Below are 16,370 nucleotides of genomic sequence, written 5' to 3'. Positions count from 1 at the left end.
ATGACCAAGCCCTATCTGGTGCATGACGCCGATCGGCAGGAGCAGGATGAAGCGGAGCTTACGCCGGTCGAGGCGAGCTTCATTCCGCTCTCTGATCCCGACATTACCACGGCGGAGATTGCCGCCGTGGACGCCGCGCTGCGCTCGCCGCGGCTGTCCTGCGGTCCGCTGGTCGAGGAGTTCGAGGCGGCATTCGCAAGCTATCTCGGGCGCAGATACGCCATTGCCGTCCCGAGCGGAACGCTTGGCCTGGTGCTGGTCCTGAAAGCGATGGGCATCGGGTCGGGCGACGAGGTGATCACGTCGTCGTATTCGTTCCGCGAGATCGCGCATGCCATCAGCATCGTCGGCGCCAAGCCGGTGTTTGCGGATATAGATTACTACTCGGGCACGCTGGGGCCAAGCAAGATCGAGGCGCGCATCACGGAGCGGACAAAGGCGATCCTGGCCGGCAACACCAACGGCCATCCGGCCAAATGGTCGGAGCTGCAGGCGATCGCGAAGACCCGCAATCTGCCTGTCATCGAGGATTCGACCGAGGCCATCGGCTCGAAATACAGGGGGGCGCTGGTCGGCACATTCGGTACGGCCGCGGTGTTCGATTTCTCGCAGCCTTTCGCGCTCACCTGTGGTGAGGGTGGCATGGTCGTCACCGACGACGTCGACATCGCGGTGGCCGTGCGTCGGCACCGTTCGCACCGGCTCGACGAGCGCGCATCGGTCGTGGTCAGCAACAGCGCGTCGCACCAGGCGGTGATGAGCGACGTGACCGCCGCGCTCGGGTTGGCGCAATTGCGGCGGATCGACGAGATCCTCGAGCGGCGCAAGCTGATCGAGCAGATCTATTACAGCGAGGTGCAGTCGTTCGAGGGCATCAAGGACCCCTATGTCGGGCCCGATGTCACCGAGGTGAACTGGTTTCTCTACCAGGTGCATCTGGGCACGCGGTTCTCGAAGTCGAGCCGGGATTCGATCGTCGAGGATCTCAGGGTCGAACAGGTCGAGGCCGTGGCCTATTCGAATCCCCTGCATCTGCAGCGGCATTATTTCGACATGGGCTATCGCCGAGGCGATTATCTCGTGACCGAGAAGGTCGCCGATCGTGTGGTGGCCCTGCCATTCCACGTGCATCTCACCAGGGATCAGATCGCCTTCATCGTTGCGACGATGAAGGACGCCTCGGTCAATGTCGGGGCGGGCGCCGCGATCTACTGAGAAGTTCTAAGTTCAAACCGAAAAGGAGAATCCAAGTGGCGACATTGACGGTAATGCCCTCCGGCAAGACGATCGAGGTGGGCGAGGGCACCACCATTCTGGCAGCGCTGCTCGGCGCCGAGGTCGAGATCCAGCACAAATGCGAGGGCCAGGCAAAGTGCGGTTCCTGCCACATCTTCCTGCAGGAGGGACGCAAGGGCGTGTCGAAGGTCACCAAGCTGGAGAACGAGAAGCTCGACACCATCGTCGGCGTCGGCTCGAAGTCTCGCCTCGCCTGTCAGGCGACCATTCTTGGCACCGAGAACGTCAAGATCGAACTCCTGGGCTTCGGCTCGGGCCTGTAACAGGAGGATCACATGGACAAATTGACGCTTCATGTCCGCTTTGCCAATGATGGCACGGTCGCCGAGATCAGCGAGCGGCCGGTCGGGCTGACGCCGCAGCAGTGGTTCGACAAGCTCAGCGAGGCCATCGGCATGAAGGCCTATCAGACCTTCGCCGGCGGCCGCGGCGTGTTCAAGGTGGCTCGTGAGCAGATCGAGGCCCTGAAGACAGCGGCTGTCTCGTGACACGGTCGGCAGCATGAGCACCGATGCGGGACAGGCGTGCCGATTCTTCGTCTCCTACACGGGCGTCAAGCTGCCGCTGCGGCTGGTGACTGCGATTGCGCCGGAGCAGCTGTCGAACCGCAACACGTTCATCCGCGGCTATTTCGATGCCGCGGGCGTGCTGACCGGGTTCGAAAAGATCGTCTATGGCGAGATCGAACTCACGCACAGCTACAGCTACCATGCCAGCGGGGCGTTGAGCCGGGCCGAGATCGTCATGCTCCACGAGGATCCGGTGACGCTGAATTTTGACGAGACCGGCGCGCCCATCGCCGGTCAGGATGCGTCGGTGAAGGAGGCCTCGTGACTGTCGCCAAGCTGATCGAGGCTCTTGCAAGCATGCCGAAGGACGCTATCGTGCTGATGGACAGCGGCGGCGGATTGTCGCGTGTCGATGCGCTTCAGCTTGTGGACGAGCAGGGCCCGGGCGCTCCGGCCGAGGTGATCCTGCAGCCGAGCTTGGATGAGTAGAGGGCGGACTGGTCGGATGGCGGACGCTGGGACTTCAGAGACCGGAACTCCGGACGCAGGGCCGGTCGCGACCCCCTATGAGCGGATCGGCGGAGCGGTTGTCGTGGACCGTCTCGTCGAATCCTTCTACCACCGAATGGATACGCTGCCGGAGGCCAAGGGCATCCGCGACATGCACGGCCGCAATCTCGGGCCGATCAAGCACATCCTGAAGCGCTATCTCTCCGAATGGCTGGGCGGCCCCAAGCTTTATTCGCCCGAGAAGGGCCATCCGCGGCTGCGCCAGCGTCACATGGGCTTTGCCATCGGCAATGCCGAGCGCGACGCCTGGCTGCTGTGCATGCGCGGCGCGCTCGAGGAGACTGTCAGCGACGTCAAGGCCCGTCAGGATGTCGACGCCGCCATGACCAAGCTCGCCGACTGGATGCGCAACCACGCCGGCAACCCGCACGATGCTCGGGCCGCGCGGCCGTGAGCCTGCGGTGACGTCATCGCGAGGAGACGAAGGCGACGAAGCAATCCAGAGTCGCCCGCGTTACCCTGGCTTGCTTCGCTGCGCTCGCAATGACGGAGAGGGCGTGACACGTAGGCTGGACCAAGCGAAACGCGCCCACCGGCGGTCTCGCCTGCAAGATGGACCAGAAAAAGATGGACCAGAAAGGTGGGCACGGCGATCTTCCGACGGTGCAATTCACTGCCGTCCGTGGCGCCTTTGCCGACCTTACGCAATCCAGCTAATACAACGGCACGCCGAAGAAGGTCTCGTCGTCGCCGCCCCAGGCGCGGTGCAGCGCCAGGGCGTTCTGCCATTGCATCATCTCGACCTCGCTGGCATTGCGATGCGTGATTCTGCCGTCCGGCACCTCGGCAAGCAGAAAAGGCTTGCCGTTGCGGATGAAGCGGTTGAGATCCTTGGTGTCGTTGGGGCGCACGACGCAACGTGGCCGCTCGTCGATCAGGATGGTGGTCGGCAGCATCGCGGTGCTCTCACTCCATCGGATTGTCAATCGGCCGGCGGTCCCATGTCGTCGTCGGCTTTCTTCTTCTTTTTCTTGTCGGTCTTGGCGAGCGCATAGGCGCCGGCGTTCTTCAGCGTGATCGGCGGCTGCCCGACGACATATTGCGAGATCCACGCCAGGGTCCGGTCATGTGCCAGCGCAGCTGCAGATTCATCATAGGTCTCGCCGTCACCGTCGAACGCATGCGCGGCATTCGGATAGGAGAACGCGCTGACCTCGGGATGATAGGCGCGGAACATGGTCACCTCCGCGAACGGCACGACGATGTCGGCCTCGCCGAAATGGAGCAGCGTCGGAATCTTGCGCTTGGCGCCGGCCGCGTTGACGACACCGGTCGCGTAGTAGCTCACTGCGCAGGCCACGCCGGAGACGCGGTTGGCCGCGTCATAGGCGAGACCGCCCCCGGCGCCGAAGCCGACCACCGCCACCTTGCCGCAGTCCTTGACGCTGTCGACCGTTGACTGGATCTCGGCGAGCAGCGGTGCGGCCGGATCCGGCACGCTCTCGGCCGGCTCGCCCTCCGTTGCCGCTTCGATCGCGGTGGGAGGCGACAGCTCCGGCGCGATCACGACATAGCCGCTCGCGGCGAAAGTATCGGCGACCTTGCGTAGTTTGCCGGCAGCGTCGGCGCCGTCCGGCAGGACGACGATCGCCCCCTTTGGCGCGTCGGCGGGATCGGCACGAAACGCCTGAAAGGTATGGCCGTCGCTGGCGGTCAGCTTGATCGTGCTCGCCGTAGGCATGTGATGCTCCTGCTTCGTTGCGCGGTTGGCGCGCGTTACAACAAACCCAGCTCCAGGGCGGTCTCTTCGGACATGCGCGACTTGTCCCATGGCGGCTCGAAGACAAGGGTGACCTTGACCGACACCACACCGTCGACGGCCTGTACGGCGTCCTCCACCATTCGGACGATCTCGCTTGCGACCGGACAGCCGGGCGCCGTCAGGGTCATGTCGATCTCGACCGCGCCGCCGCCCTCGTGCGCGATTCGATAGACCAGCCCGAGATCGTAGACGTTCACCGGAATCTCCGGGTCATAGACCGTTCGCAACGCTGCAATCACGCTCTCGGCTGCACTCTGGGAGCCGGTCGCTACGGCGTTCTGCGCCGGGGAAGGAGGGGGCGGGGCGTGCATGGTCATCATGCGTTGGTTCCTCTCATGATCCTGGTTCGCACCGGGGGATGGTCGTTGGAATTCGAGTCATGTTTCGCTCATGCATGGCGTCGCCTCATTCCGAACCGAGCCCCTCGGCCAGCGCGGCGACGACCGGCCATCCGACGGCGCCGGTGGGATCGAGTCGCCGCAGCGCCGCGAGCATTTCGGCTGCTCCGTCGGAATCAGTCTTGCGCAGATGGATGAAGGCTAGGGCCTTCAGCGTGTAGAGCGCGAAGCGGCCGGCGCCATCCGGCAGCGGATCATGCGGCGTCCAGTGCCGCCAATCCCGTGGCCAGCCGGCCTGGCGCGCCGCTTCCGCAAGGCCCAGCTCGGCGACCGCCTCTGCCTCGTCGAGATGGCCTTGATAGGTGTGAATCTTGTACAGACAGAAGTAGGTCGGAAGCTGCTGCGGAGCGGCCGCCAGCGCCTGGCGAAACAGCCGATCCGCCTGCGCGTGGTCGCGGCGATACGCCGCCACGCCCTGTTGCAAAAGCGCATCGATCTCTTGCGGCAGATCGCCGAAGTTGATCGTGTCGGGTTCGCTGACGAGTTCGAGCATCTGCATTGACCTCGATCAAATCACTGCAAGACGCGGACCGTTTTCGCGCGGGTGCAGCAGCGCCGGAGCCGGTACGAGGCGGGCGGAAGAGCGGGCCGATGTTGGATTTTGCACGTCGCCTCTTCGCTCCGCCGCGGCCGATGTCGGAAAGACGACGCAACGCTTGGCGAATTGGCGTGGACGCGTCGTCAGATGCCGGCGAGACGGCGATTGCGGCGAGCAAATCACTGGTTCGGAGCTTGCATGAGGCCTTCATCAATCCAGCGGGAGTGGCAGCGATGGCGATGGCAGCAACGGACATCGAGCGTCTGATCAAGGAGGCGTTCCCGGATGCCGTCGTCGTGATCGAGGATCTGGCGGGCGATGGCGACCATTATTCGGCGCGCGTCACCTCACAGGCTTTCGCCGGGAAGAGCCGGGTGCAACAGCATCAGATGGTCTATTCGGCTCTCAAGGGCCAGATGGGCGGCGTGCTGCATGCGCTGGCGCTCGAGACGTCATTGCCGAAATGATCGTTGCGGCCGGGCTGATCGGTCGCATTCAGGGAAAGGATCCAGTCTATGTCGACATCCGAACGCATTCAGAAGCTGATCGACAGCAATGACATCGTGCTGTTCATGAAGGGCGTGCCGGCGGCGCCGCAATGCGGCTTCTCCGCCGCGGTGGCACAGATCCTGGCCAAGCTCGACGTGGCCTACGAGAGCGTCAACGTGCTCGCCGATCCCTTCATCCGCGAGGGCATCAAGGAGTTCTCCAACTGGCCGACCATTCCGCAGCTCTATGTGAAGGGCGAATTCGTCGGCGGCTGCGACATCGTGCGCGAGATGTTCCAGGCCGGTGAGCTCGCGACCCTGCTCGCCGACAAGGGTATCAAGGCGTCTGCGTCATGAGCGATGCCGATGTCGCCGAGGCGGATGACGCATTCGAGATTCCGCAGCTCTACAAACATCACGCCTTCGTCTGCCTGACGCAGCGCCCGCCCGGGCATCCGCGCGGCAGCTGCGGCGCGCTCGGCGTGCAGCCGCTGTGGGACCGGCTGACCAAGACCATCGAGGCGCAGCGGTTGACGGATATCGGCGTCACCGCCGCCGGCTGCTTCGGCTTCTGCAGCGCCGGACCGATGATGGTGGTCTATCCGGACGGCGTCTGGTATCGACCGACCAAGCCGGAGGATATCGACGAGATCGTCGAATCCCACTTCAAGCAGGGCAAGCGTGTCGATCGCCTGGTCATGGTGTTGAAGCGCTGAGCTTGCAGAATGGAGCCGCTCAACGCGGCTCCGGACAAGGTGTCGACCCATCCGGACGCGTGCAGCCCTGGACATCCTCCAGACCGTCGCCCTGCCGAAGCAGCGAGATGACGGGTTCACGATCGAAGCCGGCGCAGCACCGGCCGCCGGCTTCGATCAATGGCCGGCGGATCAGCAGCGGATCCTCGAGCATCAGGTCGATGGCCGCGACGGCTTCGATCGTCTCTGGCTCGATCTCTCCCGATCTCACGCGCGGCGAGGCCGGATTGAACCAGGCCCAGACGGGGGTCCCGGCGAAATATGTGCGCAGCCGCTCGCCCGTCCAGGGTTCGGTCAAGAGGTTCCTGGCGATGACATCGTGGCCTGCTCGCGTCAGCATCAGCTTCTGCCGGGCGTTGGTGCCGCAGCCCGGCTTCTCGTAGAAGACGACGGTCGTCACGTCAGGCACCGCCGAGCTGGACCAGCTGCGCGCCGCCGGCGCGGCCGAGAATGGTGTCGACCTTCTTGCGCACCGCCTCGATCGTGAGCGGCTTGACCACGGCGCCATGCGCGCCGGCCTTGAGACCTTCGATCGCGATCGCCTCGTCGGCCTTGGCGGTCACGATCAGAATGCGCACGCCCTTGAACTTCGCCAGGATCTCGCGGACGAGCTCGGGGCCGCGTTGCTTCAGGAAGGAAACCCCGAGCAGCACCACGTTCGGTGCCAGCCAGTCGACGCCCTTCTCGTACGCCTCCTCCGGCGTCGCCAATTCGTGGGTCTCGATTTCATCGTGCAACATGAACTGCAGGGCCGCGCGCGTGATCTCGTCGTCGTCGATCACGAACACGCGCCGCTGGTCCACTGCCTTGGCCGTCTCCACTCCGATCTGCATTGCATCCTCCTCAACGTTGTCAGCGTCTGTGCCGCAGGGCTGCAGAGGGGATCTAGCAAATCTCGTTCCGGGCACCGCCCGGCTGAAAAGCTACCGCTGTTGTGTCGTTTCGGACAGCGCCGCGCGTCGTCGCATCTTGCGAAGCATTCCGATGTCGGGTTTGCAACAACTCGCAATCGCGCCCGGATTGCTCCGCATCTCCTTTAAAACATGATCGTTTTGGCCCTGTGCGCGTGCTGGCACAGCCGTTGCAAAACCGGGTTCAGGCAATGGTTGAGGGCTGAGTGCACGCCGACGCTCCGGACGAGCGATGCTCTCCTTCCCAACAACCCGTCTGCCGGTTCGGACACACAGAGGACGCGGTCACGCCTCGCGAGCAGCGCGGGCGCGACATTGGCAATCGGTTGATGGAGAGCAGAATGTCATCACTTCGACAAATCGCATTCTACGGCAAGGGCGGCATCGGCAAATCGACGACGTCGCAGAACACGCTCGCGGCGCTCGCCGAGATGGGTCATCGGATCCTAATCGTCGGCTGCGACCCCAAGGCGGATTCGACCCGCCTGATCCTGCACGCCAAGGCGCAGGACACGATCCTGAGCCTGGCCGCTGCCGCGGGCAGCGTCGAGGACCTCGAGATCGAGGAGGTCATGAAGGTCGGCTATCGCGACATCCGCTGCGTCGAGTCCGGCGGTCCGGAGCCGGGCGTCGGCTGCGCCGGCCGCGGCGTCATCACCTCGATCAACTTCCTGGAGGAGAACGGCGCCTACGAGGACATCGACTACGTGTCCTACGACGTGCTCGGCGACGTCGTGTGCGGCGGCTTCGCGATGCCGATCCGCGAGAACAAGGCGCAGGAAATCTACATCGTGATGTCCGGCGAGATGATGGCGATGTATGCCGCCAACAACATCTCCAAGGGCATCCTGAAATATGCGAATTCCGGCGGCGTGCGCCTGGGCGGCCTGGTCTGCAACGAGCGTCAGACCGACAAGGAGCTGGAGCTGGCGGAGGCTCTCGCCAAGAAGCTCGGCACCCAGCTGATCTACTTCGTGCCGCGCGACAACATCGTGCAGCACGCCGAGCTGCGCCGCATGACCGTGCTGGAATATGCGCCGGATTCGGTCCAGGCCGGGCACTACCGCTCGCTGGCGCAGAAGATCCACAACAACGGCGGCAAGGGCATCATCCCGACCCCGATCACGATGGACGAGCTCGAGGACATGCTGATGGAGCACGGCATCATGAAGGCCGTCGACGAAACCCAGATCGGAAAGACTGCCGCCGAACTCGCCGCAACGGCTTAAGCAGTCTTGGTACCGGCCTTCCTCCCGTCGGAAGGCCGGTACCTCATCGCATGTCCCGTCGGCGCGCGGCAGGGGATCAAGCTATGACCATCGCAATCGTGGGCGTCTCGGAGTCCGTCGCTGCCGGCCTGCAACCGTCGCCGCGCAACGGCTCCTGCGAAGAGAACGCGCGGCATCACGGCCGCCAGATTTACCGCCTGCTGACCGGCGTCGATCCCGACGAGGCGCTGATCGACAGTGACATCGGTTTCGATCGTCACGTCATCGCATCCGTTCTCGCCGTTTCAGCGATGGAGCATGGCGCGCTGGCGGAGCGCGCGGGGCTTTCGACCGTCGAACTGATCGCACTGCTGGCGCAGTTGTTTCCGGCAGCCTCGATCGACTCCTCATGGCTGCCGATCACCGGGGCCGTGGCCGCGCCGGACGAGGACGAAATCACGATGGTGCGCGATCTGCTCGCCGCGCAGCGCTCCACGGACGGCGAGGTAGGCCGCTGGCTCGCGGCCATGGTGGCGCGTCGCGCGATGGAGCCCAACCATCTCTGGGAAGACCTGGGCCTGCGCGAGCGCTCCGAATTGTCGCGCCTGCTGATGCGCCACTTCGCGCCGTTGGCGAGCCGCAACACCAGCAACATGCGCTGGAAGCGCTTCTTCTACCGCATGCTGTGCGAGGATGATGGCTTCGTGATGTGCACGACGCCGGTCTGTACCCAGTGCAACGACTTCCAGCTCTGCTTCGGCGAGGAGAGCGGCGAGAGCCGGATGGCCGAACGGCGGCGCGAGGTGGCGCTGCAGGAGGCGGCGGGCGCCGCGATGTGAGTTCGAGGACCGTGATGATGTTGATGGACAGCCAGCTTGGATCCCCGTGCAACTCCGACGGCGGACGTTGTCCTCAGGCGGAGACCTGCGAAGCTGGCGAGATCCTGATGCGTCGATGCGAGGACGCGCTGCGCCGGGCCGGGTTGCGCCCCACCCAGCAGCGTCAGCAACTGAGCCGGATTCTGTTCGGCGGCGGTGACCGCCACATCACCGCCGACGCGCTCTATGCCGCAGCCGTTGCTTCGGGCATGAAGATCTCGCAGGCCACCATCTACAACACGCTCAACCAGTTCGTGGAGCTGGGCCTGCTGCGCCAAATTGGCGTGGACGGCTCGAAATCGTTCTTCGACACCAATACGACCGTGCACCCGCACTTCTTCTACGAGGACGAAGGCGCGCTCGTCGATGTGCCCGGACAGGTCGCGTTCGAGCAGATGCCCGAGCCGCTGCCGGGTTATGGCATGGAGCGGATCGACATCGTCATTCATCTGCGCCGCAGGCGTCACGCCTGACGGCAGCGCAGGTCGCCACGCGGTCCAGGCGCTGCGCGGGCATGTCTCTCTGCGTCGACGTTCGACGTTCGATGTCCGACGCTGTTACGAATCCGACAATTCGGGGCGTTGGAAAAACAATCAGATATTCAATTGGTTGGCGTGGTGTCCGGCGGTGGCATGGCCGTTGCTGAGTGAATGGCAGGCCGCAACGGAGCGTCGTGCTTCTGGCGGCCGCACACAGGTTGCGACGGAGCGAGTGAATGCCAGACGTCTCCGGACAGCGCGGGTCTAGGAATGCCCGAGATGCCGGCTCTGCCCACGGGGGCACAGCCTCGGGGAGCCCGATGCCCCGGGTCATCCTCAACGATACCACGCTCCGCGACGGCGAACAGGCGCCGGGCGTCGCCTTCGCCCTCGGCGAGAAGGTCGCGATCGCTCGTGCGCTCGCCCGTGCCGGCGTTCCCGAGATCGAGGCCGGCACGCCGGCGATGGGGGCCGACGAGATCGCGGCGATCAGGGCGATCGTCGAGGCCGGTCTGCCCGCGACCATCATCGGCTGGTGCCGGATGCGCGAGGCGGATGTCGATGCGGCGATCGCGGCCGGCGTCTCGATGGTGAATGTCTCCATCCCGACATCCGACGTGCAGATCGCCGCCAAGCTCGGCGGCAGCCGCAGCGCCGCGCTGGAGCTGCTCAAGCGCGTGGTCGGCTATGCGCGAAGCCGCGGACTGGCCGTTGCCGTCGGCGGTGAGGATTCGTCGCGCGCCGATGTCGGCTTTCTCGCCGAGGTGATCGCGACCGCGAAGTCGCTCGGTGCCCGACGCTTCCGCGTCGCCGATACACTGAGCGTGCTCGATCCCGACGCGACGTCAGCCCTGGTCGGCGCCTTGCGTGCGACCACGGACCTGGAGATCGAGTTTCACGGCCATGACGATCTCGGTCTTGCCACCGCCAACACGCTGGCGGCGGTCAAGGCGGGCGCGACCCATGCGTCGGTCACCGTGATCGGCCTCGGCGAGCGTGCCGGCAATGCCCCGCTGGAAGAGGTCGCGGTCGCGCTGCGGCAGCTCTACCGGCGCGAGACCGGCATCGTGCTGGCCGAGCTCGATCACGTCGCCAATGTCGTGGCGGCCGCCGCGGCACGCGCCATTCCACTCAACAAGGCCATCGTTGGCGAGCACGTCTTCACCCATGAATCCGGCATTCACGTCGACGGCCTGCTGAAGGATCAGCGCACCTACCAGGCGCTCGATCCGGTACTGTTCGGCCGCTCCAATCGGATCGTGATCGGGAAGCATTCCGGGCTGTCGGCGATCACCTCGTTGCTGTCGGATTTGCGGCTGCCGGCGAGCGCCGACCAGGCCCAGCGCATCCTGGCGCGGGTGCGCAGGCATGCCGTCGCTCACAAGGGGCCGGTGCCGAAGGAGGCCGTTGCGGCCATCTGGCGCGAAGTCTGCGATCACCCGCTGGCGAGCTTTGCCTGATCATGAGCGACATCGTCGATACCCCCATTGCAGAGCCGATCGTCGTCGAGGCGAGCCGGCCTTCGCTGCTTCGCCTGATCCGCGAGGACATTGCGTGTGTCCGCTCGCGCGATCCGGCGGCGCGCAGCGAAATCGAGACACTGCTGACCTATCCCGGCATTCACGCGCTGATCTGGCACCGCCTGGCGCATCGGCTGTGGATCCGCGGCTGGCGTTTTCCGGCGCGCTTGTTGTCGTGGCTCGGACGTTTCCTGTCGAATGTCGACATTCATCCGGGCGCCGAAATCGGCCGCCGCTTCTTCATCGATCATGGCGCCTGCGTCGTGATCGGCGAGACCGCGGAGGTCGGCGACGATGTCACGTTGTATCACGGCGTCACCCTGGGAGGTACGTCGTGGTCGCCAGGCAAGCGGCATCCGACGCTGGACAGCGGTGTCGTCGTCGGCGCCGGCGCCAAGATTCTCGGACCGATCACCATCGGTCCGCGGACCCGCGTCGGTGCCAACTCCGTCGTCATCCAGAGCACGCCGCCCGACGTCACGGTGGTCGGGATCCCCGCCAAGGTGGTGCGGCCTGAGTTCACCCATCGGCGGACCGTCGGACGGATCGATCTGGACCATCATTTGATGCCTGATCCGGTCGGTGAAGCCCTTTCCGTGATGCTGGACCGGATCGAATTCCTCGAGGCGCAGCTCGCTCACACCAGGCAGAGGATGCGTCAGGGACCGCCGCCTCCGGCGCCGACCTCTCTCTGCGAGGTTGATCCGATTTCGAGTCAAGGAGCAAAGCAATGACTGCGGCAACGCCGAACGTTCTGGACGAACTGAAGAAGACCTCCGCGGCCGAGGAGTTCTTCAAGCTGCTCGGTGTCGACTACGATCCCAAGGTGCTCAACGTCTGCCGGCTGCATATCCTCCGCCGGATGGGGCAGTACCTCGTCAGCGAGGACTTCTCCGGCGTTTCCAGTGAGGACGTCGCAGCCCGCTGCAAATCGTTCCTGGAGCAGGCCTATCAGGACTTCCTCGTCTCGACGCCGCTCGATCAGCGGGTGTTCAAGGTGCTCAAGGAGGCGGTGGCGCCGCCGAAGCCGGCTCCAAAGCCGTTCGTGTCGCTGACGACGCTCAAGTAGCGCATGAACTGACGATCGCTCCCACCAGCGCCGCCAGCACGACTGGCGGCGCTTCTGCGTTCAAGCGAGCCGTGCGCTTTCAAGTTCCTGTCGCATTCCCGACGCGTGTTGCTTGCGACGTGTCGGACCTCGTCGGCGAGTTTTCAGAAGCAGATCGGGTTCATGCGCCAAGGTGTTGAATCCGTGCCAATAATCATCGCGGCCGAAACTGGTACGACAATTGCTGTCCTGATCGCAGGACTACACACCCGGAGTGATCGCATGCATATCGTCGTCTGCATCAAGCAGGTTCCGGACTCCGCGCAGATCCGCGTTCATCCGGTGACCAACACCATCATGCGCCAGGGTGTGCCGACCATCATCAACCCTTACGACCTGTTTGCGCTCGAGGCGGCGCTGCAACTGCGCGACAAGTTCGGCGGCGAAGTGACGGTGCTGACCATGGGACCGCCGTCCGCCGAGGACTCGCTGCGCCGGGCGCTGACCTACGGCGCCGACCGCGCCGTGCTGCTGACCGATCGCTTCTTCGCTGGCGCCGATACGCTGGCAACCACCTATGCGCTGGCGACAGCCATTCGCAAGGTCAGCGAGACCTTTGGCGCGCCCGACATCGTGTTCACCGGCAAGCAGACGATCGACGGCGACACCGCCCAGGTCGGCCCGGGCATCGCCAAGCGGCTGGGCCTGCTGCAACTGACGTACGTGGCGAAGATCCGCGAGGTCGATCCTGTCGCGCGCACCATCGAAGCCGAGCGCCGCTCCGAGGGGGGCGTTCAAGTGCTGAAGACCAAGCTGCCGTGCCTGGTGACGATGCTGGAGGCGACCAACGAGATCCGCCGCGGCGCCATGGCCGATGCGCTCCGTGCGGCGCGCGCTCAGATCGTCACCTGGAGCGCCAAGGACGCCGGCGTCGAGGACATCTCGAAGTGCGGCTTGAAGGGCTCGCCGACCATCGTGAAGCGGGTCTTCGCGCCGTCGGCCCGGGCGGAGAAGGCAACCATGGTCGACTTCTCGAACCGCGCGCCGGCCGACGCCCTGATCGAGGAATTGTTCAAGCGGCAGCCGAAGCTCGAAGCCGAGCTGACGACGTCAGCGCACGGCTTCTGATCCAGACGGCTTTTGACGGACCAAGGGACGACGATCATGAGCGAACCCACCAAAGCACCGCCCGCCGCAGCCGGTCGCGCCGCGACCAAGAAGGAGCTGCCCGAGCATTTCAAGGCCTACAAGCACGTCTGGGTGTTCATCGAGCAGGAGCGCGGCCAGGTCCACCCGGTATCCTGGGAGCTGATGGGCGCCGGACGCAAGCTCGCCGACAAGCTGAAGGTCGATCTCGCGGCCGTCGTGATCGGTCCTCCCGGAGAAGCCGTGCAGCACGCTGCCGCGGAGTCGTTCTGCTATGGCGCCGATCTCGCCTACATCGTCGCGGACGGCGTTCTCACCGACTATCGCAACGAAGCCTACACCAAGGCGCTGACCGACGTCGTCAACACCTTCAAGCCGGAGATCCTGCTGCTCGGCGCCACCACGCTCGGCCGCGACCTCGCCGGCTCCGTCGCGACAACGCTGCTCACGGGTCTGACCGCCGACTGCACCGAGCTCGACGTCGATGCCGACGGCTCGCTGGCCGCGACGCGTCCGACCTTCGGCGGCTCGCTGCTCTGCACGATCTACACGCTGAACTATCGGCCGCAGATGGCCACCGTCCGCCCGCGCGTGATGCCGATGCCGGACCGCGTCGAGAAACCCGCCAGTCGCATCATCGAGCACAAGCTCGGTCTCGTCGAGGAGGACATCGTCACCAAGGTGCTGTCCTTCATTCCGGATCGCGATTCCGCCAAGTCCAATCTCGCCTATGCCGACATCGTCGTGGCGGGCGGGCTCGGGCTTGGCTCGCCGGAGAACTTCCAGCTCGTCAAGGGGCTCGCCGCGGTGCTCGGCGCCGACTTCGGCTGCTCGCGGCCGCTGGTGCAGAAGGGCTGGGTGACCTCGGATCGCCAGATCGGCCAGACCGGCAAGACCATTCGGCCCAAGCTCTACATCGCCGCGGGCATCTCCGGCGCGATCCAGCATCGGGTCGGTGTCGAGGGCGCCGACCTGATCGTTGCCATCAACACCGACAAGAACGCGCCGATCTTCGACTTCGCGCATGTCGGCATCGTCACCGATGCGATCCGGCTGCTGCCCGCGCTGACGGAGGCATTCCGCGCGCGTCTGTCGCCGCATTCGCGCGATCGCATCGCAAGCTAGGCACCAGAGAGGGAGCAGGGCAATGATCGAGGAACGTTTCGACGCGATCGTCGTGGGTGCCGGCATGGCCGGTAATGCGGCTGCGCTGACCATGGCCAAGCGCGGCATGAAGGTGCTGCAGCTCGAGCGCGGCGAGTATTCCGGCTCCAAGAACGTGCAGGGCGCGATCCTCTACGCCGACATGCTGGAGAAGCTGATTCCGGACTTCCGCGAGGAAGCGCCGCTGGAACGCCATCTGGTCGAGCAGCGCTTCTGGATGCTCGACGACAAGTCGCATGTCGGCCTGCACTACAAGTCGGACGACTTCAACGAGGAAAAGCCGAACCGTTACACGATCATCCGCGCCCAGTTCGACAAATGGTTCTCGTCCAAGGTCAAGGAGGCTGGCGCCACCGTGCTGTGCGAGACCACCGTGACCGAGCTCGCGCAGGATGCCTATGGCAAGGTGATCGGCGTCAGAACCGATCGGCGCGATGGTGAGATCCATGCCGACGTCGTCGTGCTGGCCGAGGGCGTCAACGGCCTGCTCGGAACCCGCGCCGGCCTGCGCGAGCGGCCGAAGCCGGAGAACGTCGCTCTCGCGGTCAAGGAGATGCACTTCCTGCCGCGCGAAACGATCGAGGCGCGCTTCAACCTGAAGGGCGACGAAGGGGCCGTCATCGAGGCCGTCGGCACGATTTCCCGCGGCATGACCGGCATGGGCTTCATCTATTCCAACAAGGAGTGCATTTCGCTCGGCATCGGCTGCCTCGTCTCCGACTTCCAGAAGACCGGCGAGACGCCATACGGCCTGCTCGAGCGGTTCAAGCAGCATCCGTCGGTGGCGCCGCTGATCGAGGGGTCGGAAGTCAAGGAGTACTCGGCGCACCTGATTCCCGAGGGCGGCTACAACGCGATCCCGCAGCTCTGCGGCGATGGCTGGGTGGTGGTCGGCGATGCCGCCCAGCTCAACAATGCCGTCCACCGCGAGGGATCCAATCTCGCGATGACCTCCGGCCGCATCGCCGCCGAGGCGATCTTCCAGGTGAAGTCGCGCCGCGATCCGATGACCAAGGAGAACCTCGCGCTCTACAAGAAGATGCTGGAGGACTCCTTCGTCATCAAGGACCTGAAGAAATACAAGGACATGCCGGCGCTGCTGCACAACCAGTCGCAGAACTTCTTCCTGACCTATCCGCAGCTCGTCTCCAAGGCGATGCAGAACTTCGTGCGCGTCGACGGCACGCCGAAGAAGGAGAAGGAAAGCAGCACCGTGCGCTCCTTCGTGAATGCAAGGTCATGGACCGGCCTGTTCGGTGACGCCTTCAGGTTTGCTCGGGCGTGGCGATGATTGGTGAATGAACGAAACAGCTCAGGCGAGGGAGATCAGACATGAGCACGGACGTCGCAGTCAGGGTCGAAGACAAGCTGTTCTATAATCGCTATCAGGTCGATCCCGGCCGGGCCCATATCAAGGTCCGTCCGCATACCACGCCGACGCCGCAGTTGAAGGCGCTTCTCAAGGCCTGCCCGGCACGCTGCTACGAACTCAACGACAAGGGCCAGGTCGAGATCACGGTCGACGGCTGCATCGAATGCGGCACCTGCCGGGTCATCGGCGAGGCCAGCGGCGACATCGAGTGGAGCTATCCGCGCGGCGGCTACGGCGTGCTGTTCAAGTTCGGCTGACGCCGTCGGATCATGCCGTCGACGGGGTGCCGCAAACGCAGCGCCGGATCATCAATCCTGTATTGTGTTTG

General features: G+C 64.8%; 25 protein-coding genes. 19 read left to right on the top strand and 6 right to left on the bottom strand.

The genetic code is table 11. The features are described from left to right. From ACQR0U_RS23725 to ACQR0U_RS23700, 6 genes are read left to right on the top strand one after another with little or no spacing between them, the layout of a single operon-like run. Positions 1-1,215, top strand: a complete 1,215-nt coding sequence (locus tag ACQR0U_RS23725) for a DegT/DnrJ/EryC1/StrS family aminotransferase (protein ID WP_434872288.1) — start codon at positions 1-3, stop codon at positions 1,213-1,215. A 35-nt stretch (positions 1,216-1,250) separates the two neighbouring features. Continuing rightward, positions 1,251-1,559, top strand: coding sequence for a 2Fe-2S iron-sulfur cluster-binding protein (locus tag ACQR0U_RS23720; protein ID WP_315713113.1), 309 nt, complete (start codon positions 1,251-1,253; stop codon positions 1,557-1,559). Between the two features lie 12 nt (positions 1,560-1,571). After that, complete coding sequence (locus ACQR0U_RS23715) at positions 1,572-1,784, top strand: hypothetical protein (protein ID WP_315713111.1); 213 nt, start codon at positions 1,572-1,574, stop codon at positions 1,782-1,784. A gap of 13 nt (positions 1,785-1,797) precedes the next feature. Then, positions 1,798-2,130 (top strand): DUF6156 family protein, encoded by a 333-nt coding sequence (locus ACQR0U_RS23710; protein ID WP_434872287.1) that lies wholly within the window; start codon positions 1,798-1,800, stop codon positions 2,128-2,130. Beyond that, positions 2,127-2,294, top strand: coding sequence for a hypothetical protein (locus ACQR0U_RS23705; protein ID WP_315752856.1), 168 nt, complete (start codon positions 2,127-2,129; stop codon positions 2,292-2,294). The genes ACQR0U_RS23710 and ACQR0U_RS23705 overlap by 4 nt, the downstream gene beginning before the upstream one ends. A gap of 16 nt (positions 2,295-2,310) precedes the next feature. Next, positions 2,311-2,769 carry a group II truncated hemoglobin gene (locus ACQR0U_RS23700; protein WP_315752857.1) on the top strand — a complete coding sequence of 153 codons (459 nt, stop codon included), beginning with the start codon at positions 2,311-2,313 and terminating at the stop codon, positions 2,767-2,769. A gap of 259 nt (positions 2,770-3,028) precedes the next feature. On the opposite strand, the gene ACQR0U_RS23695 is transcribed toward ACQR0U_RS23700, so the two are convergent. The 4 genes from ACQR0U_RS23695 to ACQR0U_RS23680 form a co-directional block, all read right to left on the bottom strand. Then, entirely contained in the window at positions 3,029-3,271 is a 243-nt protein-coding gene (locus tag ACQR0U_RS23695) for a hypothetical protein (RefSeq protein WP_315752858.1), read from the bottom strand. A 26-nt stretch (positions 3,272-3,297) separates the two neighbouring features. Continuing rightward, on the bottom strand, positions 3,298-4,056 hold the full coding sequence (locus ACQR0U_RS23690; RefSeq protein ID WP_434844200.1) for a dienelactone hydrolase family protein: 759 nt from the start codon (positions 4,054-4,056) through the stop codon (positions 3,298-3,300). 35 nt (positions 4,057-4,091) lie between these two features. Beyond that, entirely contained in the window at positions 4,092-4,454 is a 363-nt protein-coding gene (locus tag ACQR0U_RS23685; RefSeq protein WP_315752901.1) for an iron-sulfur cluster assembly protein, read from the bottom strand. Between the two features lie 88 nt (positions 4,455-4,542). Continuing rightward, positions 4,543-5,034 carry a tetratricopeptide repeat protein gene (locus tag ACQR0U_RS23680; protein WP_316169744.1) on the bottom strand — a complete coding sequence of 164 codons (492 nt, stop codon included), beginning with the start codon at positions 5,032-5,034 and terminating at the stop codon, positions 4,543-4,545. Between the two features lie 272 nt (positions 5,035-5,306). On the opposite strand from ACQR0U_RS23680, the gene ACQR0U_RS23675 reads away from it, so the two are divergent. Genes ACQR0U_RS23675 through ACQR0U_RS23665 form a run of 3 tightly spaced genes read left to right on the top strand, consistent with a single transcriptional unit; the run spans position 5,307 to position 6,277 of the window. Beyond that, entirely contained in the window at positions 5,307-5,540 is a 234-nt protein-coding gene (locus ACQR0U_RS23675) for a BolA/IbaG family iron-sulfur metabolism protein (protein WP_006609694.1), read from the top strand. 48 nt (positions 5,541-5,588) lie between these two features. Further along, the gene (gene grxD / locus ACQR0U_RS23670; protein WP_315752861.1) at positions 5,589-5,918 is read left to right on the top strand and encodes a Grx4 family monothiol glutaredoxin; all 330 of its coding nucleotides are present in this window, start codon (positions 5,589-5,591) and stop codon (positions 5,916-5,918) included. After that, entirely contained in the window at positions 5,915-6,277 is a 363-nt protein-coding gene (locus ACQR0U_RS23665; RefSeq protein ID WP_315752862.1) for a (2Fe-2S) ferredoxin domain-containing protein, read from the top strand. Before grxD ends, ACQR0U_RS23665 begins: the two co-directional genes overlap by 4 nt. A gap of 19 nt (positions 6,278-6,296) precedes the next feature. Here the strand turns inward: ACQR0U_RS23665 and ACQR0U_RS23660 are convergent, their stop codons facing one another. Together ACQR0U_RS23660 and ACQR0U_RS23655 are read right to left on the bottom strand one after the other, a co-directional pair. Then, entirely contained in the window at positions 6,297-6,716 is a 420-nt protein-coding gene (locus ACQR0U_RS23660; RefSeq protein ID WP_315825162.1) for an ArsC/Spx/MgsR family protein, read from the bottom strand. A gap of 1 nt (position 6,717) precedes the next feature. After that, a complete protein-coding gene (locus tag ACQR0U_RS23655; protein WP_315713088.1) occupies positions 6,718-7,149 on the bottom strand; it encodes a response regulator transcription factor in 432 nt (143 codons plus the stop codon). A 419-nt stretch (positions 7,150-7,568) separates the two neighbouring features. Between ACQR0U_RS23655 and nifH the strand changes: the two genes are divergently transcribed. From nifH to ACQR0U_RS23605, 10 genes are all read left to right on the top strand, one after another. Continuing rightward, on the top strand, positions 7,569-8,456 hold the full coding sequence (gene nifH / locus ACQR0U_RS23650) for a nitrogenase iron protein (RefSeq protein ID WP_315713086.1): 888 nt from the start codon (positions 7,569-7,571) through the stop codon (positions 8,454-8,456). Positions 8,457-8,539: 83 nt separating this feature from the next. Next, positions 8,540-9,274: a nitrogen fixation protein NifQ gene (locus ACQR0U_RS23645; RefSeq protein ID WP_434844002.1), complete on the top strand. Its 735-nt coding sequence runs from the start codon at positions 8,540-8,542 to the stop codon at positions 9,272-9,274. A gap of 17 nt (positions 9,275-9,291) precedes the next feature. After that, positions 9,292-9,786: an iron response transcriptional regulator IrrA gene (gene irrA, locus ACQR0U_RS23640; protein WP_315713082.1), complete on the top strand. Its 495-nt coding sequence runs from the start codon at positions 9,292-9,294 to the stop codon at positions 9,784-9,786. A 326-nt stretch (positions 9,787-10,112) separates the two neighbouring features. Further along, positions 10,113-11,252 carry a homocitrate synthase gene (gene nifV / locus ACQR0U_RS23635; RefSeq protein WP_315825160.1) on the top strand — a complete coding sequence of 380 codons (1,140 nt, stop codon included), beginning with the start codon at positions 10,113-10,115 and terminating at the stop codon, positions 11,250-11,252. A 2-nt stretch (positions 11,253-11,254) separates the two neighbouring features. Continuing rightward, positions 11,255-12,046, top strand: a complete 792-nt coding sequence (cysE, locus tag ACQR0U_RS23630; protein WP_315825159.1) for a serine O-acetyltransferase — start codon at positions 11,255-11,257, stop codon at positions 12,044-12,046. Beyond that, positions 12,043-12,381, top strand: coding sequence for a nitrogenase stabilizing/protective protein NifW (nifW, locus tag ACQR0U_RS23625; protein ID WP_315713078.1), 339 nt, complete (start codon positions 12,043-12,045; stop codon positions 12,379-12,381). The genes cysE and nifW overlap by 4 nt, the downstream gene beginning before the upstream one ends. Before the next feature lie 261 nt (positions 12,382-12,642). Further along, positions 12,643-13,488: an electron transfer flavoprotein subunit beta/FixA family protein gene (locus tag ACQR0U_RS23620; RefSeq protein ID WP_315752866.1), complete on the top strand. Its 846-nt coding sequence runs from the start codon at positions 12,643-12,645 to the stop codon at positions 13,486-13,488. A 36-nt stretch (positions 13,489-13,524) separates the two neighbouring features. Further along, complete coding sequence (locus ACQR0U_RS23615) at positions 13,525-14,631, top strand: electron transfer flavoprotein subunit alpha/FixB family protein (protein WP_315713073.1); 1,107 nt, start codon at positions 13,525-13,527, stop codon at positions 14,629-14,631. A gap of 22 nt (positions 14,632-14,653) precedes the next feature. After that, complete coding sequence (locus ACQR0U_RS23610; RefSeq protein WP_315768820.1) at positions 14,654-15,961, top strand: FAD-dependent monooxygenase; 1,308 nt, start codon at positions 14,654-14,656, stop codon at positions 15,959-15,961. A 41-nt stretch (positions 15,962-16,002) separates the two neighbouring features. Further along, entirely contained in the window at positions 16,003-16,299 is a 297-nt protein-coding gene (locus ACQR0U_RS23605; RefSeq protein ID WP_172112536.1) for a ferredoxin family protein, read from the top strand. The last annotated feature ends 71 nt before the right edge of the window (positions 16,300-16,370 follow it).

It is taken from the genome of Bradyrhizobium sp. HKCCYLRH3097, assembly GCF_051167875.1.
GTDB lineage: Bacteria > Pseudomonadota > Alphaproteobacteria > Rhizobiales > Xanthobacteraceae > Bradyrhizobium.
The sequence above is the reverse complement of the archived record's forward strand: the minus strand, read 5'-3'. Positions and strand labels throughout refer to the sequence as shown.

Bases quoted from the DNA above. Each gene is read 5' to 3' on its own strand.
- ACQR0U_RS23725 (WP_434872288.1), top strand. From the start codon at position 1: ATGACCAAGCCCTATCTGGTGCATGACGCCGATCGGCAGGAGCAGGAT.
- ACQR0U_RS23715 (WP_315713111.1), top strand. From the start codon at position 1,572: ATGGACAAATTGACGCTTCATGTCCGCTTTGCCAATGATGGCACGGTC.
- ACQR0U_RS23710 (WP_434872287.1), top strand. From the start codon at position 1,798: ATGAGCACCGATGCGGGACAGGCGTGCCGATTCTTCGTCTCCTACACG.
- ACQR0U_RS23700 (WP_315752857.1), top strand. From the start codon at position 2,311: ATGGCGGACGCTGGGACTTCAGAGACCGGAACTCCGGACGCAGGGCCG.
- ACQR0U_RS23695 (WP_315752858.1), bottom strand. From the start codon at position 3,271: ATGCTGCCGACCACCATCCTGATCGACGAGCGGCCACGTTGCGTCGTG.
- ACQR0U_RS23690 (WP_434844200.1), bottom strand. From the start codon at position 4,056: ATGCCTACGGCGAGCACGATCAAGCTGACCGCCAGCGACGGCCATACC.
- ACQR0U_RS23685 (WP_315752901.1), bottom strand. From the start codon at position 4,454: ATGACCATGCACGCCCCGCCCCCTCCTTCCCCGGCGCAGAACGCCGTA.
- ACQR0U_RS23680 (WP_316169744.1), bottom strand. From the start codon at position 5,034: ATGCAGATGCTCGAACTCGTCAGCGAACCCGACACGATCAACTTCGGC.
- ACQR0U_RS23675 (WP_006609694.1), top strand. From the start codon at position 5,307: ATGGCGATGGCAGCAACGGACATCGAGCGTCTGATCAAGGAGGCGTTC.
- grxD (WP_315752861.1), top strand. From the start codon at position 5,589: ATGTCGACATCCGAACGCATTCAGAAGCTGATCGACAGCAATGACATC.
- ACQR0U_RS23665 (WP_315752862.1), top strand. From the start codon at position 5,915: ATGAGCGATGCCGATGTCGCCGAGGCGGATGACGCATTCGAGATTCCG.
- ACQR0U_RS23655 (WP_315713088.1), bottom strand. From the start codon at position 7,149: ATGCAGATCGGAGTGGAGACGGCCAAGGCAGTGGACCAGCGGCGCGTG.
- nifH (WP_315713086.1), top strand. From the start codon at position 7,569: ATGTCATCACTTCGACAAATCGCATTCTACGGCAAGGGCGGCATCGGC.
- ACQR0U_RS23645 (WP_434844002.1), top strand. From the start codon at position 8,540: ATGACCATCGCAATCGTGGGCGTCTCGGAGTCCGTCGCTGCCGGCCTG.
- irrA (WP_315713082.1), top strand. From the start codon at position 9,292: ATGTTGATGGACAGCCAGCTTGGATCCCCGTGCAACTCCGACGGCGGA.
- nifV (WP_315825160.1), top strand. From the start codon at position 10,113: ATGCCCCGGGTCATCCTCAACGATACCACGCTCCGCGACGGCGAACAG.
- cysE (WP_315825159.1), top strand. From the start codon at position 11,255: ATGAGCGACATCGTCGATACCCCCATTGCAGAGCCGATCGTCGTCGAG.
- nifW (WP_315713078.1), top strand. From the start codon at position 12,043: ATGACTGCGGCAACGCCGAACGTTCTGGACGAACTGAAGAAGACCTCC.
- ACQR0U_RS23620 (WP_315752866.1), top strand. From the start codon at position 12,643: ATGCATATCGTCGTCTGCATCAAGCAGGTTCCGGACTCCGCGCAGATC.
- ACQR0U_RS23615 (WP_315713073.1), top strand. From the start codon at position 13,525: ATGAGCGAACCCACCAAAGCACCGCCCGCCGCAGCCGGTCGCGCCGCG.
- ACQR0U_RS23610 (WP_315768820.1), top strand. From the start codon at position 14,654: ATGATCGAGGAACGTTTCGACGCGATCGTCGTGGGTGCCGGCATGGCC.
- ACQR0U_RS23605 (WP_172112536.1), top strand. From the start codon at position 16,003: ATGAGCACGGACGTCGCAGTCAGGGTCGAAGACAAGCTGTTCTATAAT.